The sequence below is a fragment of the Paraniabella aurantiaca genome, assembly GCF_050309965.1.
Taxonomy (GTDB): domain Bacteria; phylum Bacteroidota; class Bacteroidia; order Chitinophagales; family Chitinophagaceae; genus Niabella.
The window spans coordinates 2,069,551-2,086,098 of the sequence record NZ_JBLOSY010000002.1; the positions used below are offsets into that span (position 1 = coordinate 2,069,551).

At 42.6% G+C, this 16,548-nt stretch carries 10 protein-coding genes; all 10 read left to right on the forward strand.

Features of this window, described 5'->3' with window-relative positions:
* Positions 1–178 precede the first annotated feature (178 nt).
* The 10 genes from ACLOAU_RS22845 (at position 179) to ACLOAU_RS22890 (ending at position 16,461) form a co-directional block, all read left to right on the forward strand.
* Positions 179–3,370, forward strand: a complete 3,192-nt coding sequence (locus ACLOAU_RS22845) for a SusC/RagA family TonB-linked outer membrane protein (RefSeq protein ID WP_427864225.1) — start codon at positions 179–181, stop codon at positions 3,368–3,370.
* Between the two features lie 70 nt (positions 3,371–3,440).
* Positions 3,441–5,243, forward strand: coding sequence for a RagB/SusD family nutrient uptake outer membrane protein (locus ACLOAU_RS22850; protein WP_427864226.1), 1,803 nt, complete (start codon positions 3,441–3,443; stop codon positions 5,241–5,243).
* A gap of 56 nt (positions 5,244–5,299) precedes the next feature.
* Positions 5,300–6,994 carry a hypothetical protein gene (locus tag ACLOAU_RS22855; RefSeq protein WP_427864227.1) on the forward strand — a complete coding sequence of 565 codons (1,695 nt, stop codon included), beginning with the start codon at positions 5,300–5,302 and terminating at the stop codon, positions 6,992–6,994.
* A 168-nt stretch (positions 6,995–7,162) separates the two neighbouring features.
* Positions 7,163–8,362 (forward strand): glycoside hydrolase family 88 protein, encoded by a 1,200-nt coding sequence (locus ACLOAU_RS22860; protein ID WP_427864228.1) that lies wholly within the window; start codon positions 7,163–7,165, stop codon positions 8,360–8,362.
* 32 nt (positions 8,363–8,394) lie between these two features.
* The gene (locus tag ACLOAU_RS22865; RefSeq protein WP_427864229.1) at positions 8,395–9,891 is read left to right on the forward strand and encodes an alpha-L-fucosidase; all 1,497 of its coding nucleotides are present in this window, start codon (positions 8,395–8,397) and stop codon (positions 9,889–9,891) included.
* Positions 9,892–9,938: 47 nt separating this feature from the next.
* Entirely contained in the window at positions 9,939–11,339 is a 1,401-nt protein-coding gene (locus tag ACLOAU_RS22870) for an alpha-L-fucosidase (protein WP_427864230.1), read from the forward strand.
* 69 nt (positions 11,340–11,408) lie between these two features.
* The gene (locus ACLOAU_RS22875) at positions 11,409–12,914 is read left to right on the forward strand and encodes a beta-N-acetylhexosaminidase (RefSeq protein ID WP_427864231.1); all 1,506 of its coding nucleotides are present in this window, start codon (positions 11,409–11,411) and stop codon (positions 12,912–12,914) included.
* A gap of 9 nt (positions 12,915–12,923) precedes the next feature.
* Positions 12,924–14,180 carry a DUF2264 domain-containing protein gene (locus ACLOAU_RS22880; protein WP_427864232.1) on the forward strand — a complete coding sequence of 419 codons (1,257 nt, stop codon included), beginning with the start codon at positions 12,924–12,926 and terminating at the stop codon, positions 14,178–14,180.
* Between the two features lie 81 nt (positions 14,181–14,261).
* Positions 14,262–14,837, forward strand: a complete 576-nt coding sequence (locus tag ACLOAU_RS22885) for a hypothetical protein (protein ID WP_427864233.1) — start codon at positions 14,262–14,264, stop codon at positions 14,835–14,837.
* A 268-nt stretch (positions 14,838–15,105) separates the two neighbouring features.
* A complete protein-coding gene (locus ACLOAU_RS22890; RefSeq protein ID WP_427864234.1) occupies positions 15,106–16,461 on the forward strand; it encodes a DUF3472 domain-containing protein in 1,356 nt (451 codons plus the stop codon).
* Positions 16,462–16,548: the final 87 nt, after the last annotated feature.

A 16,548-nucleotide genomic window follows, 5' to 3' on the forward strand; every position in this document is an offset into this window, starting at 1 on the left:
CTTCCTTTTTTTGAATGCGGTTATACATTCGAAAACAAGGAAACTATAAATCCGGCGCCTTTAAAGCAGCTATATTGAATAAGCTTGCCAGCAATTTATATTTAAAAGTTGCCATTGAGAATAAAGCCGTTTCCGCAATGAAGATCTCTTATGCCAAATTTTTTAAACCGTATTGATCATGCACGATTCTAAACAAATAATTCCCTGTACCATCAGATGGATTTTCTCGAGGCAGGCAGCTTTTATTCTTTTTATTTTTTTAATGACTATTGGCAGCGCCTCAGGATCCGGCATTAATAGCTATGCGCTGGTTATAAAAGGGACGGTAACAGATGCTGTAACAACGAAGCCAATTGAAGGCGTTACCATATCTGAGAAAGGGACTAATAGCGCAGTAGTCACCAACGAAAGTGGTCAGTATACTATCACTGTTCAAAATAGCAATGCCGTTTTAGATTTTACTTATGTGGGGTATCAAACTCAGTCGGTAACGGTTGGTGATCAGGTAATCATAGATGTGAAGTTGTCAGCAGAAATAAAGGGTATGGACGAGGTAGTGGTAGTAGGCTTTGGTACCCAGAAGAAACAATATCTTACCGGTAGCATTACACAGATAGATTCCAAAATGCTTGAGAACAGGCCGGTAAACAATATAGGGCAGGCTTTGCAGGGCCTGGCCCCTAATCTGAATGTAACTATTGCCAACGGTGCTCCCAATACCATGCCTTCCATCAATATACGTGGAGGTACATCGTTTTTTAAGGACGTAAACGATAATAATACGATAAAGGTACAAAACGGTAGCCCTTATATATTGGTAGACGGGGTAGAGATGGATATTAATATGCTGAATCCGGATGACATACAGTCTATTTCTGTATTAAGTGATGCAGCATCTTCAGCAGTATATGGAGCAAGAGGTGCTTACGGTGTGATACTGGTAACGACCAAAAAAGGTAAAGCAGGTACTAAAGCCAATGTGAGTTACTCTAATATGTTTCAGTGGAACCGGCCCAGTGCAGTACCCGATCTGCTGGGTGCAGAGGAAATCCAAAGGGCAGCCGTGAATGCTTTTTCTTTTACCAATCAGGGAGTGCCGCAGAATGTACAGGCGTTGCTGGATAGCATCATCGCTTACAAAAATGATCCGTCGAGAAATCCGTATTTCATGACTGGTAATACTATTAACTGGATCGCCAGTGTAAATCCATACGAATTGGCTGTAAGAGACTGGTCTCCGTCGCAAAAACACAATCTTAATTTATCAGGCGGTGCAGGAAAAACAACTTACTATGCTTCGTTGGGATATTTTGGGCAGGAGGGCATGTATCGTTTTAATACCGATAAGTTTAAGAGATACAACTTCATGTTGAATACATCAACCACAGTAACCGATTGGTTCAAGGTAGATCTGAAAACCAGTTACAACCGATCGGTTTATACACAACCCGTAAATCCTTCAGGAAAGGGGGGCTGGTGGAGAGCCTTATCGCAGGAGCCGGGACGAAATATATTCATGCCACTGAGAACACCTGCTAACGCGCCGGTACCCAATGCCCTGACGGATAATATTCTTTCTTTCATGCAATACAATTCGCTGGATAAAGATGATGAGGATATTTTGTTGGTCACTGCTTCGCCGTCGCTTACGCCGGTTAAAAACTGGAACATCAAAGCAGACTTTTCTTATCGCTCAGAAAATGCACGCAATAAAACGGTGGTTCCTTACCAGGAAAGGGTGGCTACAGTATGGAACCAGCTAGCAACGGATTATACCAACCCCAGCTATGTATATAAGTCAGTTACAGGTATCAATCATTTTGTAACCAATATTTATACAGATTACACATTGAAACTAAACAATCACAATCTGTATGGATTAGTTGGATATAACCAGGAGTTGAATAAAAGAGACTATTTATGGGATAATAAGACAAATATTATCAGCGCAGATGTCCCAACTATTGGCCAGGCTACAGGTCAGTTAACGGGTGGAGACGAAGAACGGGAGTGGGCCGTTAAAGGCGCTTTCTATCGTTTTACCTATGATTACAAAGGCAAGTATTTACTGGGTTCTAATGGTCGCTATGACGGCAGTTCAAGGTTTGCCACTGCTACCAGGTTCAAAATGTTCCCCACGTTTTCAGCTGGTTGGCGCATTTCAGAAGAGAAGTTCTTTGAACCTTTAAAATCTGTAGTAAGCGACCTGAAATTCAGGGGCTCTTACGGTAGTCTTGGGAATCAAAATGTAGGCACTGATTTATGGTTACGTCTTTATTCAACTACGCAGCAGGTAAATTATATTTTTGGCGGCACCAGGCCGGTAGGTGTAAATCCACCGGGTTTGATTGATCCCGCACTGACATGGGAGACGGCGACGACGCTCGACCTTGGTTTTGATGCTACTTTATTCAGAAAGCTGAATATCAACTTTTCGTGGTATGATCGAAAAACGACTAATATTTTGGTTGATGGTGAAAAATATCCAGCCGTACTGGGCGCAGCATCGCCCATTACTAATTCTGGTATATTAGATACCAAAGGTTTTGATTTCCAGGCAAATTACAAAAGCACTACCTCTGGAGGACTTACCTATGATGTTACTGCTACCTTGTCGAACTACAAAACAGTAGTGGTAAGTTTTAAAAATAATCCTAACAAACTTTTGAGCACCTTGTTTGATGGTATGGTGGTAGGCGATATATGGGGTTATGAAACCTATGGTATTTTCCAGGATAGCACTGAAATAAAAAATGCGCCTTTGCACAGTTTCAACAGGAGCCCACATGGCACGGGCCTTATTTTTCCCGGTGATACAAGGTTTAGAGATCTTGATGGCAATGACTCTATTTATGCAGGAACAACTGTTACCAATCCGGGCGATTTGAGAGTGATCGGAAATTCAACTCCCAAATATGCGTTTAGCCTGAATACCTTTTTGAGTTGGAAGAACCTCGACCTGAATATTTTTTTGCAGGGTATTGGCAAGCGGGACGTTTATATAACGGATAATCTTTTCTGGGGAGCCATTAACGGAGGTTCGGGTACAAGGGAAGTGTATGAAAACAGCTGGACGCCCGATAGAAGGGATGCCATTTATCCCGCCTATCGGGGCAAGGCATCTAACGTGACTACTCAAAGCCGTTTTCTGCAAAATGCGGCGTACCTGCGGCTTAAAAATATCTCTCTGGGATATACCTTACCGTCAGCTATAGCAAAAAAGGTGGCCATGCAAAAACTGAGAGTAAGCGCATCAGCATTCAATTTATTACAGATATCCAAAGTGCCTGAATATTTTGATCCCGAAGTGCTTTCAGCCAGTTATCCGGTATTGAAATCTGTTGCAGTGGGCATACAGGCTACTTTCTAAAAGAATAGTATCCGGTTTCCTGGCTTGCCGGGAGAAGGGATGGTAACTCAAAATTTACAAAATATAAAGTATGAAACAGTTGCGACATAATTATATACTCATTGTTCTTTCCCTCTCCGGGCTCTTTCTGGGATCTTGCAAAAAGGACGGATTTACCACACGTCTTCCGCTGGATAGGTTGGGCGATAATAACTTTTGGGCAACCGAAAATGACCTTCGTTTATACAATAATGCTATCTATCCCATATACATAACCGGGTTTGGAACCGGCTTCGCAGATGGTACGTTGCAACCCTGGGGAGTTAATGCATCTAAAATTGTATACGGAGACGTGATCTCGGACAATATGGCTTCTGTTAATTTTATGGCAGTGCCCGCTAATACTTACAATGTTCCTACCGCGAGCGGATCAGGGGGCTGGAACTTTAGCGACATCAGGCGACTTAATATTTTTATCAACAATTATCAAAAAGTAAATGCTTCTGATGCGGTGAAAAACCTGTACCTGGGAGAAGTATATTTTTTCAAAGCCTGGGATTATTTCGAAAAGGTAAAACTATTTGGAGACGTGCCCTGGCTGAATACCGAACTCAATGTAACGTCTTCTGAGCTAATGGCCCCGCGAACGCCACGTGCTCAGGTAATGGATTCGGTAATTGATATATTGGATAAAGCTATTGAATGGTTACCTAACAAAGGAAGTGAGCAGGCAGGGCGTATTAATAAAAATGTTGCATTACATCTAAAGGCGAGAATTGGTTTACATGAAGGTACATTTCGAAAATACCACAACCTCCCCAACGGAGAAAAGTTTTTGCGTTATGCAACTGATGCTTGTGAAAAAATTATGGCCGCCGGGTACACGATTTATAAGTATGCGGGGGCAACAGATACATATAATAAATTTTTTGGGCAATACAGCTACTCTGGTAACACCGAAGTGATCCTTTGGCGTGAATATTCCGAAACATTACAGATGGGATCTGCCTTTAGCAGGTATTATACCCAGAATTTAAGACACCAGATCAGCCTTACCCGTAGTCTGATCGATGAATATTTGTGCACAGATGGACTACCTATCAGTACCAGCCCTTTGTTTAATAGTGCAGACAGGGGACTTATAACAAAAGAATTCACCAATAGGGATCCCCGGTTAGCACAAACCGTAGCGCAGTATGGCGCTTATCAAAATTCGTCAACAGCTGTGCAGGGTTCTAACAATGCTCCTAAACCTAACATTCCCGGGCTATCGGGTAATAAGGCGGTAACAGGATACCGCATGGCAAAATGGTTTTTGAACGATCCTGCTGACTGGAACAGGATCACTAACGGTATGCAGGCAACGCCGGTTTTCAGATACGCAGAAACCTTACTTATTTATGCCGAAGCAAAGGCCGAATTAGGTGAAGCCAGCCAAACGGTTATTGACCGCACTATAAACACCATTAGAGGCCGGGTAGGAATGCCGGCTCTACAGGTTACTAACGTACCTAATGACCCCGAACTGGATGCCGCATATTCACAATATTGTGGCTATACACCGTCCGCATTGCTGCGAGAAATTAGGAGGGAGAGGCGAATAGAAATGGTAGCGGAAGACACCCGTTGGGACGACTTAGTTCGGTGGAAAGCGGGCAGGTTTTTGAATATCCCTGTGTTGGGAATGAAATTCGTTCAATCCGAATATCCAACACTGCGAATAGGTACTGATATTTATTTAAATGAAAATGGATATATAGAACCTTATCAAAAAACCTTGCCGGGTCGTAACCGTGCGTTTAATGATCGCCAGTATCTGTTTCCTATCCCACTGGAAGATCTCTTATTAAACCCCAATTTAAAGCCACAAAACCCGGGCTGGCCAGACAAATAGTATGTGAGTCTCACCTGCCGTCGTTAACTATCTCTTCATAATAAAAATCAACTCTCATGGCTAAACAAATGATCACAGTTTTTGGTTTTTACGCGCTTTTGGCTACCGGTACCTACGGCTGCAAAAAGTATGAAGCACCGGCTTCTGATAAGTCTGGCAACACAACAGCAAGGGCGGTGAATACTGCCGGGTTTATAACCAATCCCGTCAATCTTAATGTCGTCTATTTTATACCTACTGATAATCCGGCGCCCAGCGACTACAAAACGCGTGTAAGCGAATACCTGATCTACTTTCAAAACTGGGTCAAATCTGAAATGAACAGGAATGGCTTTGGTGAGAAGACTTTTGGATTGCCACTCGATTCTGCCACCAACAAAGTAAGACTTATTACCATCAATGCACAAGAGGGGCAGGCATCTTATCCTTATTCTGCTTCTGTATCGGCCGCTAAGATCATTAATGAAATCAATGTATATAAAGCGTCCCATCCCTCTGAGTTCAGCAGTAATAATCATACATTGCTCCTGCTCCCCAAACGCACAGATGTTTTCGATCAGCCCTATTATGGATGGGGTAAAAACTGCTTTGCCGTTGATCACGCGGGTTTGAGCGTGGCCAATCTTGGTAATGCTGCACAGGTATCTACATTGATGGGCGGTATGCTTCATGAGCTCGGGCACGGTTTGAATTTACCACACGATGAAGAAAAATATACTTCTGAAAAACCCTCATTGGGGACGAGTCTTATGGGGTCGGGCAATAGCACTTTTGGCTACTCTGCAACTTTCCTGAGCTATGGCGATTGTGCGATACTCGACAAAAACGAGGTATTTCAACCTGCATCGGGAGGTAGTTTTTATACCAGCAGTTCTGCAAATATCGTACTAAAACAGTTTGATGTAAATACTACCGCCGGTACTATTACTATAAGCGGCAAATATACCAGCTCTCATACAGCCCCACATGCCTTATTGTATTTCGATCCGGTTACTACCAACAACACCGATCATAATTCGGTACAGTGGGCGGTACCTACTCTTAATAATGATAGCTTCAGGGTGGTTTGTAATATCAATGATTTCAGGATAAAGGGCACTATCGATTATAATCTGAATATCCGGTTAATATTAGCAAACGGCAATCTGCATACAAAATCCTATGCCTTTAAATTTGTGAATGATGTACCGCAAATAGTAGACAGTTTGGTACTGTATCAGAACTGTAGCTATGGAGGCTATAAGGTCTCTCTGCCTTTTGGCTCTTATACTACTGCTGAATTGGTAGCAAAAGGATTGACCGATAACGATGCATCGTCTGTTTCGCTTCCCATCGGTACCACTGCTGTACTTTTTGATGGTGATAATTTTTCGGGAACTACTGTTACACTTGCCGACGGCAGCTCCAGTTGTCTTCAGTCTAATGGCTTTAATGATAAACTTTCGTCATTGATATTTGTGCCTGCCAGATCTTCAACCTCATCTATGGTGAATTTTTATAAGCATTGTTCTTATGGCGGATATAACATAGCGCTTGGTATTGGCGGCTATACCACGGCAGACCTGGTGGCTGCGGGCATCACTAATAACGATATTTCAAGCCTGAAAGTGCCGGCAGATCTTAAGGTGACGCTGTATGATGACGATAATTACAGGGGTGCTGTTTATACTGCAACCGGCGCTGTCAATATATCATGTCTTTCGGCAAGTTTCAATGATAAAACAAGTTCGCTCATCATTTCAAAAAAATAAAATTTAGCGATAGAGCCTGTTTAAAAAAAGTAAATGAGAAGATTGATCAGTGATATTGGTAAGAGGTTACTACAGTTAAACAGGCTCTGATTATATAGTTTAAAAAAATCCGGGCGCGAAAAAGACAGTATAAAATGTGCGTAGGATTATTCAAATAGATAAGTGTTTATGAAAAAAGTATGTTTTTTTGCGTTGTTGTTGATTGCTCAGTTGAGTGAGTCTGATGTGGTGGCTCAAAAGAAGGACAATGTTGATATGGCCAAGTTGGTTAAAGATAATTTTGCTTTCGCCGATTCACAGTACAGGTATATGATGAAGCAGGTGCCACAAGATAAAATGCCCCAGTCTTACGAAGAGAAAAACAAAAAATTTGTTGCTTACCAGCGCACCTGGTGGTGTACAGGTTTTTATCCCGGGGCTCTCTGGTATATTTATGAGCAAACCGGTGATCCGGTCATTAAGAGCGAAGCAGAAAGGACTTTAAAAGTAATTGAACCTAATAAAACCTACACGGGTAATCACGACCTGGGTTTTATGATGTACTGCAGTTTTGGCAATGCTTACCGTATAACCAGGAATGAATCTTATAAAGATATTATTATTCAGTCTGCGGCAGCACTAGCGAGCCGGTACCGGCCGTCGGCAAAAGTGATCCAGTCCTGGAATACCAACCAGTATTTTAAAGGTCCTGTAATTATAGATAATATGATGAACCTGGAGCTCCTGTACTGGACCAGTCTCAATGGCGGCGACGCAAAGTATAAGGATATCGCAGTAACGCATTCCAATACCACGCTTCAACATCATTTCAGACCTGATTTCAGTTCCTATCATGTGATAGACTATAATATGCAAACGGGTGATGTTATCCGCAAAGCCACCTGGCAGGGCGCAGCCGATTGCTCGGCCTGGTCGCGCGGGCAGGGCTGGGGTTTATATGGTTATGTAATGATGTATCGTTTCTCAAAAGACCAGCGGTACCTCGATCATGCAAGAAAAATAGCCAGCTTTATACTAGGTCATCCCAACCTGCCCCAGGATAAAATACCTTACTGGGATTTTGACGCACCTTATATTCCCAATGCAAAAAGAGATGCTTCTGCCGGAGCTGTAATTGCTTCCGCTTTATTGGAGTTGGGTCAATACACCAAAGGAGCAGAAAAAGAAAGCTATGTCAGTAACGCAAAGGATATGATTATATCCTTGTCGGGAGAAAAATATAAAGCCAAACTGGGAGAGAATGGTGGTTTCCTTTTAAAGCATAGCACTGGCGCTTTGCCATCTAATTCTGAGGTAGACGTGCCATTGATTTATGCCGATTATTATTATCTTGAAGCACTGAAACGATATAAGGACTGGTACTTGTAATTTATTTAAAGTTCAACTCATAAATCATAAGGATGAAAAAAACTGTTAATACCATAGCAGCTATACTATTGTTGATCAGCTTATGTATAGATGTGCATGCTCAATCATGGACGGGGCCCAAAGAAAAACCAAAGGAAAGGGTTGACTTAAAATACGGACCGCTCAACCCCGGTAAGCGAACAGATGCCGATATGCAGCGGTTTCGCGAATATGGTCTCGGGCAATTTATACATTGGGGAGTATACGCGATTGCAGGTGGCGAATGGAATGGTGTGAAAGCTCCTACGGCCTCGGAATGGATAAGAGTATGGTCGGGTAATACCGCACCTCCCAACTGGCAACAGACTTACGATAACCTATATAAACAGTTCGATCCTAAAAATTTTGATGCGAAACGATGGGCCCGGCAGGCAAAGCAAATGGGAGCCCGCTACATGATCATCACTACTAAACATCATGATGGTTTTTGCTTATGGCCCAGTAAGTACACCGGTTATACGATAGCACAAACGCCTTATAAAAAGGATATCGTTAAACAGTTGGTGGATGCGTATACGGCCGAAGGAATCGATGTATATCTTTATTTTTCAATCATCGATTGGAATAATAAAGATTACAGAACTTCGGCACCTCAAACAGAACAGGAAAAGGAATCTTATAATCGTTTTTTAGCTTTTACACGTAACCAGTTATTTGAGCTAATCAATAACTATCCAAAGATGAAAGGATTCTGGTTTGACGGTACCTGGGATAAATCATGGATTGGAGCATATCAGTATACCTATCGATTAGAAAAAGATCTGAGGGGCGCCCATCCTGGCCTGATAATAGGCAGCCGTTTTAGAAATGATGAACATGGCAAAAGGCATTTTGACTCAAATGGAGATCTGCTGGGCGACTATGAACAGGGGTGGGAGCGTAAGCTACCTGCTAAATATGAATGGTTGAATGGTAACGATTGGGATTGTGTGATGACCATACCACCTAACGGATGGGGATACATTAAAGACTGGTCGCAATTTTATACTAAAACATCTTACGACCTGATTGATATGCTGATGCAATCTGTATCGATGGGAGGCAACTTTGTATTAAATTTTGGACCCGATGGCAACGGGCAAATGCATACAGGGGAAGACAAGTTGGCCAAAGAAATAGGTGATTGGATGAAATGGAACAGTGAAGCTGTATATGGTGTTACCCATGCACCGCTCGAACCGTCTCCATACGGTTATTATACGCAAAAAGGAAATACCTTATATCTTACGGTTTTTAATCGCCCTGTCAATAATCAAATCAGGATGAAAATTCCAAGAGCAGCTACTCAAATACCAACAGGAGCGAGCCTGTTAGCCAGTAAAACGCCATTGAAAATGAAGTTTACAGACATAGGTATCGATCTTGATAAAAATGTGTATTTTGATATCTCAATCCCGGCAGATTTTATCAGTAAAGATCCATTCGTAATTAAAGTTGACACGAAGACTGGAAAAATAAATACAAAAGAATTAGAAAAAGCCCATATGTAATGCAAGACAGTAAACCGTTTTATTACTCTGCTCTAAAAATGACCAAAATGAAAAAAATGCAATTGTCCGTTGTGTTGATTAGGATGACGCTGGCCTTTGTATTCTTTTGTATTCAATATACCAGTACTGCACAGCAGCCATCTGCGCCGTCCTGGGCAGCAGAAACCGCAGCTGCTAAAGAAAAAAGAATGCAATGGTGGACGCACGACCGTTTTGGTATGTTTATACATTGGGGGCTGTATGCATTGCCCGCCCGTCACGAATGGGTTCAAAACAGGGAGCGTATTACTCCTGAGAATTATAAAAAATATTTTCACTATTTCAATCCCGATATGTTTGATCCTGCACAATGGGCCAAAGAAGCCAAAGCAGCCGGAATGAAATACGTAGTGTTAACGACCAAGCACCATGAAGGGTTCTGTTTGTGGGATAGCAAGTTTACCGACTATAAAGTTACCAATACGCCCTATAAAAAGGATTTGCTCAGGTCTTTTGTAGAAGCGTTTAGGGCAGAAGGCATACGTGTAGGATTCTATTATTCTTTGATAGACTGGCATCATCCCGATTTTGTTTATGACGGAGGCCATCCGCCTACTCCCATAGCCAAAGAAGACCGAGAAAAAGCAAACGCAGGCAGGAATATGGTACGGTACCAGGAGTATATGAGAAACCAGATAACCGAACTGCTGACAAAATACGGCAAAATAGATCAGCTGTTTTTTGATTTCTCTTATGCAGGTAAGGGGCGTAAGGAGTGGGATTCGGAAAATCTTTTGAAATTGGTTCGTAAACTGCAACCGGATATTATAGTTAACGACAGGCTCGATTTAAACGAAACTACCTGGGGCTGGGACTATAAGACGCCTGAACAATTTATGCCGAAAGAATGGGTAAAAGTAAACGGTCAAAAAGTACCCTGGGAAACCTGTCAGACCTTTTCAGGATCATGGGGTTATTTCAGGGATGAATATTCCTGGAAAAGCCCTGAGCAACTGGTAGTAATGTTAGCAGAAACAGTGAGCAAGGGCGGCAATCTATTATTAAATGTAGGGCCAACAGCACGTGGTAATTTTGACGAGAGGGCAAGTGAAAGACTGGCAGCTCTGGGGAAATGGATGAAGTTCAACAGCCCTTCTGTTTATGGTTGTACCGAAGCGCCGGAATATTTTAAAAAACCTGCTAATTCTATTTTGACATATAATGCCGCAACAAAGCGTTTATACATTCATGTATTGGAATGGCCTTTTAAAACCTTGCTATTGGAAGGTTATAAAGACCGCTTTAAGTATGCTCAGTTATTACAGGACGGATCGGAGATCAGGTTTTCTACCATTACTAAATCGGGCGGGCATACAACAGAAACCTCGGGTGAAAATGATGTAATGCTGCAGTTGCCTGTACAAAAACCAAATACCCTCGTACCGGTTATTGAGTTGATATTGGAATAGATTTATCAATAATAGTTCATGAAATTTAGATTATTCTGTGTTCTGTTGCTTATGCTCGCTCAAGCGACAATGAACGCACAAAATGGCTGCCCGGTTATACCTCAGCCCGCTCTGGCAAGAGAAGTAACGGCCGGTTTTGTTTTGAATAAGAACACGGCACTGATAGTAGATGATGCATCTCTGTTGCCTGCGGCCAATTACCTGCAAAAGCAACTGCTGTTGCAAAATGCAATTCCTTTGAGTATTCAACCAAACGGTATCGGGGCTTATATCAGGTTGTCTTTAACAAAGAAAATGGTAGCGGAGTCATATCAGTTGAACATGAATGCCCGGCAAATCCATATTTCGGGTGCTGATGAAGCTTCTGTTTTTTACGGTATCATTTCATTATTGCAATTAGCTGCTACAAGCCAAAACAAATCGGGAAACCTGATGCTGCAATGCTGGAACATAGAAGACCGGCCGGCATATGGCTGGCGTGGCCTGATGCTTGACGAATCAAGGCATTTCTTTGGTATTGATAAAGTGAAATCCATACTAAACTGGATGGCGTTTTATAAATTGAATCGCTTTCACTGGCATCTCACCGACGAACCGGCCTGGCGTATTGAGATAAAAAATTACCCACAACTTGCGTTAGTAGGCGGCATCGGCTCTTATACAAATCCTAATGCTCCCGCGCAATTTTATACACAGGACCAGATTGCTGAAATAATTCGATATGCAGGAGAACGGCATATTACAGTGATCCCTGAAATAGATATGCCGGGTCATGCTACTGCAGCCAACAAGGCTTATCCACAGTTTAGCGGCGGTGGCAGTGAAAAACATCCGGAGTTTACTTTTCATCCGGGTAAAGAGGAAACTTATAACTACCTGACCAATATATTAAGAGAGGTAAATGCGCTGTTCCCTTCACGCATGTTGCACTTGGGAGGAGATGAAGTAAGTTTTGGCAATGATAAATGGCTGGCTGATCCGGATGTAAAACAACTGATGGCCCGCAGGCAATTAAAGACCGTTCAGGAAGTAGAGCAATACTTTATGCAACGGATGGCCGATTCGGTGTATGCCATGAGCGCAAAGCTGCTGGCATGGGATGAAGTTGCAAATATGAATTTACCCAAAAAGCAAACCATTGTTTTCTGGTGGCGACACGATAAACCTCAACAGTTGGAAACCACTCTGAATAATGGTTACCAAACAGTGCTTTGTCCCCGTCTTCCTTTTTATTTCGATTTTGTGCAGGATAGCACGCATTCGGTAGGACGCAAGTGGAACAAGGCTTACAGCCCGTTGGAAGACGTTTACAACTTTAATGCAGCCAACCAGCCCGGCGTCAAAGCTGCTAACAGGAACCAGATACTGGGAGTTCAGGCAAACGTATGGACTGAAACGATGGCCGATAGTTACCGGCTTGATTACATGCTTTACCCCCGCATAGCAGCACTGGCAGAAACAGCATGGTCATCTGCCGAAAGAAAGAACTATCCATCTTTTGTTCGGAATTTAAAACAACATTTTTTGCTATACAATAAAGAAAGGATCAATTACTTTAATCCTTTTAAAAAATAAATATCGGGTATGCAACGCAGGAGTTTTTTAAGAATATCATCATTGTTGGGTTTAGCCGGCTCTTTACCTTTTACACGGACTGAGGCTGCTCAAAAGGATATAAGTGAATTGCCCGCAGGCGATAGAACTTATTGGGTTACCCTTTTGGATAAAATAGCAACACCCGTATTGTTGAACATGAGTAAAGGACAATTACGAAAGAATATGCCTGTGGAATACAGCGCTACATGGGACGGGCGTAATAAACAGGTGGCATATATGGAGGCTTTCGGGCGATTGATAGGCGGTATTGCTCCTTTCCTGGCCCTGCCGGTTGATAATACAGCAGAAGGTAGAGTACGTGCACGCTTGTTAAAGCAAACGCAGGAGAGCCTGGCTCATTCAGTCGATCCGCAGAGCCCAGATTATTTATTTTGGGGGGAAGGAAAAACCGCTCAGCCGCTGGTAGATGCTGCTCATATAGCACAGGCATTTTTATATGCGCCCGATGCGTTATGGAAGCCTTTGAATGAGAAAACGAAACAGCAATATATCCATGAATTTAAAACGATTCGTCGGATAAAACCTTTTAAAAGCAACTGGTTGTTATTTGCTGCCATTATTGAGAGTTTTCTGCTAAGTATTGGTGAAGATATCGAAGCGTCAAGAATAGATAATGCTATTGACCAGGTAAATAAATGGTATGTAGGCGATGGCTGGTATAGCGACGGCGATCAGTTTCATTTTGATCATTACAATGGATTTGTGATGCATCCCATGCTGGTAGATGTGTTGCGGGTAAATGTAGCACATGGCCGACGCACGTCAAAAGAATATGAGATTGCTTATAAACGTATGCAGCGCTATGCGTCGTTCCAGGAGCGTTATATATCACCCGAGGGATCTTATCTGGTGGTGGGTCGATCCTCTACTTACAGGGTAGGGGCTTTTCAGCCGCTGGTTAAACTGGCATTGGAGCAAAAGTTGCCCAAAGAAGTTCAGCCTGCTCAGGTCCGTTGTGCGCTTACTAAAGTGATGAAACGCATGTTTATACCCACTACTTTTACCAGGTCGGGTTGGCTTACATTAGGGTTGGTGGGAGATAAACAGGCAGATCTGGCCGACTATTATTCCAATACAGGCAGCATGTATGTAACTTCTTTGGTGTTTTTGGCATTAGGGCTTCCTGCTACAAATGAATTCTGGTCGGCGCCTTTTGCTGAGTGGACACAGTTGAAAGCCTGGTCGGGCAAACCGTTCCCGAAAGATTATGCAGTGGCATATTAGTAAACAGCCGGCGGGCTGAATATTGCTGCCGCTTCATTTTTTACCCGATTGTTTTTATCTTATGATCTAAAATTGTTTTACATGCTAACTGACGACCGTGATATTGCCTTCAAGAGAAGACTGGCAGGCACCTTGAACCAGTTGGAGGGCAATTGGAAATATAAAGAAGCAGCAGCATTGGTTAAACCTATTCTTGCGGAATACGAGGCATCGTCCTGGTATTTGCTCGATAGCGATATTATGGCGGAGCTGGCGATCATTTCCGAGAAGCATATTTATATATCAGGTCCACGGAAGTTGTCACCAATAGAAACCAAAGACTATCTGGTTACTTTTTTAATGCAACCTAATCTCATTTCTAAAGATGTAATACCATACCTGCAAATTACAGATATGGTGCTGCTGTTTCAAAGACAACCCGAACCACTGTTCAGGATCACTTTGGAAAAATTTAAGACATTAGTGAACCGGCTGACTTATGAAGAAAAAAAACTAATTATACAATTGACGAGAAAGTATCCTGTATTTGTAAGGGCTTTCCTGGGGTTGGTATTAGCAGAAATAAACCAGCCCTTATTGTCTGCGAAAGTATTGCAAACGCTCAGTCCGCATACACTTAACCGCTATAAGCAAAAAGTGTATAATTCCTTTTGCTAATCGTCTATAAAATATCATAAACCGATATCACTATTTTTCAAAAAAAATAATATTGAAAACCATATTCTTGCATTTCCGTTTATAAATCCCCCCTTTTTGTTTTAAGATAGCACCATATAACGCCTTCATGTGATCGTTATATTCACCCGGGTAAAAATGGTTTTCCGGATCGCAACCCGGCTGTGCCATGCGGGTTGGCTGCCGGTCTGAATTTTTATTCAATTCTTTCTGATAGTTTTTAATTCTATAAATCTTAAATCAAACAAAAATGAGAAAAACGAATGCATGCCTGCTACTTTTTTTATTATCTTTTTGTGCTTGTTCCAAGAAGTCAACAAGTAGCCCCGCAGAACCATTACAAAGTGAAAGTACACTTCGCCGGAGTGTTACCGATTCAAGGATACCCACAGCCATACCTACCGGCGGGAATTCGTATATCACTGCCGGTGCTACCAATGGTGCCAAGATCAATCATTATTCGCCCTATGGTATTTCTAACTGGGTTTATCTGTCCACTGTTATCAGTACCTATTTCAAGGTTAAAGCAACCGGAGCACTCAATGTGGGAATAAGGGCTAAGGTAGCCAGCGGTACCAGCTCCATCAAACTATCAATAAATGGTCAGTCATTTACGAAGCCGGTGTCGGGCAACACGGAAGTTGATTACTATTTCGGAACAGTAACCGTTGCTGATACCGGATACTTAAAATTGGATATCCAGGGTACGTCAAGGTCTGGCAGTACTGTTGCTGATGTTACTGCAGTAATGATAGGAGGCAACGCAGCAAGCTCACTGGTATATGCCTCTGCTCCTTCATCAACGCCAGGTGCCGGCTACTACTGGGTACGCAGGGGCTGCTCGCTTAATCTCTCCTATACGAAGCCTTCGGGAAATTTTCAATGGATGTATCATACTGTTACAGTACCGGCTGGCTTTGATCCCATAGGATCTTATTTTATGTCCAACGGGTTTTCGGGCGGCTACATGGGAATGCAGGTAAACAGCGCTACTGAGAGAAGGGTTCTTTTTTCTATATGGAATCCCTCAGATATGTCGAATGGGGGAGTGGTTCTGGTGAGTAAAGGTGCCGGCGTAGACGGAGGGAGTTTTAGTGGAGAAGGTACTGGTGCCAATGCAAAATTTAATGCGATGTGGCTGGCGGGAAATAAATATGAATTTCTTACTAAGATTGTTCCCGACGGGGCAGGGAACACTTTATATTCCGCATGGTTTTACGCTCCTGAAGCTGGGTCATGGAAATTTATTGCAACTTTCAAAAGACCTTTGACCGTAAGCTATGTAAGCAGTCCCGGATCTTTTCTAGAGAATTTTAATCCGGAACAAGGCTTTTTGCAAAGGAAAGCGTATTACAGTAACTGCTGGTTTAAAAGCACCGATACTTCCGGATCGTGGTTTCCTGCTACATCAGCTACTTTTATTCCCGACGGCATGGCCAAAGCAGGCACGCGCCAGGATTATCAGGGAAGTATTGAAAGCGGGAAATTCTTCATGAGACATAACGGGTACTTCAGCGATGGATACGGACCGGGCAGCAATACCAGTTTTCAAATGCCGGCTGAGTCGGCTCCAACTGTTGACCTATCCGCACTGCCTTCAGAATAGGTTTTTAAGCGAGCGAATAGGAAACTGTCTCAAAGCCCTGTCAGTCTAAGCCTGGCGAAGACTGTCAGGGCTTTTTTGAGTCTACTT

What these genes read in the sequence shown, in the direction of transcription:
- ACLOAU_RS22845 (WP_427864225.1), top strand. Translation starts at nt 179, where the DNA reads ATGCACGATTCTAAACAAATAATTCCCTGTACCATCAGATGGATTTTC.
- ACLOAU_RS22850 (WP_427864226.1), top strand. Translation starts at nt 3,441, where the DNA reads ATGAAACAGTTGCGACATAATTATATACTCATTGTTCTTTCCCTCTCC.
- ACLOAU_RS22855 (WP_427864227.1), top strand. Translation starts at nt 5,300, where the DNA reads ATGGCTAAACAAATGATCACAGTTTTTGGTTTTTACGCGCTTTTGGCT.
- ACLOAU_RS22860 (WP_427864228.1), top strand. Translation starts at nt 7,163, where the DNA reads ATGAAAAAAGTATGTTTTTTTGCGTTGTTGTTGATTGCTCAGTTGAGT.
- ACLOAU_RS22865 (WP_427864229.1), top strand. Translation starts at nt 8,395, where the DNA reads ATGAAAAAAACTGTTAATACCATAGCAGCTATACTATTGTTGATCAGC.
- ACLOAU_RS22870 (WP_427864230.1), top strand. Translation starts at nt 9,939, where the DNA reads ATGAAAAAAATGCAATTGTCCGTTGTGTTGATTAGGATGACGCTGGCC.
- ACLOAU_RS22875 (WP_427864231.1), top strand. Translation starts at nt 11,409, where the DNA reads ATGAACGCACAAAATGGCTGCCCGGTTATACCTCAGCCCGCTCTGGCA.
- ACLOAU_RS22880 (WP_427864232.1), top strand. Translation starts at nt 12,924, where the DNA reads ATGCAACGCAGGAGTTTTTTAAGAATATCATCATTGTTGGGTTTAGCC.
- ACLOAU_RS22885 (WP_427864233.1), top strand. Translation starts at nt 14,262, where the DNA reads ATGCTAACTGACGACCGTGATATTGCCTTCAAGAGAAGACTGGCAGGC.
- ACLOAU_RS22890 (WP_427864234.1), top strand. Translation starts at nt 15,106, where the DNA reads ATGAGAAAAACGAATGCATGCCTGCTACTTTTTTTATTATCTTTTTGT.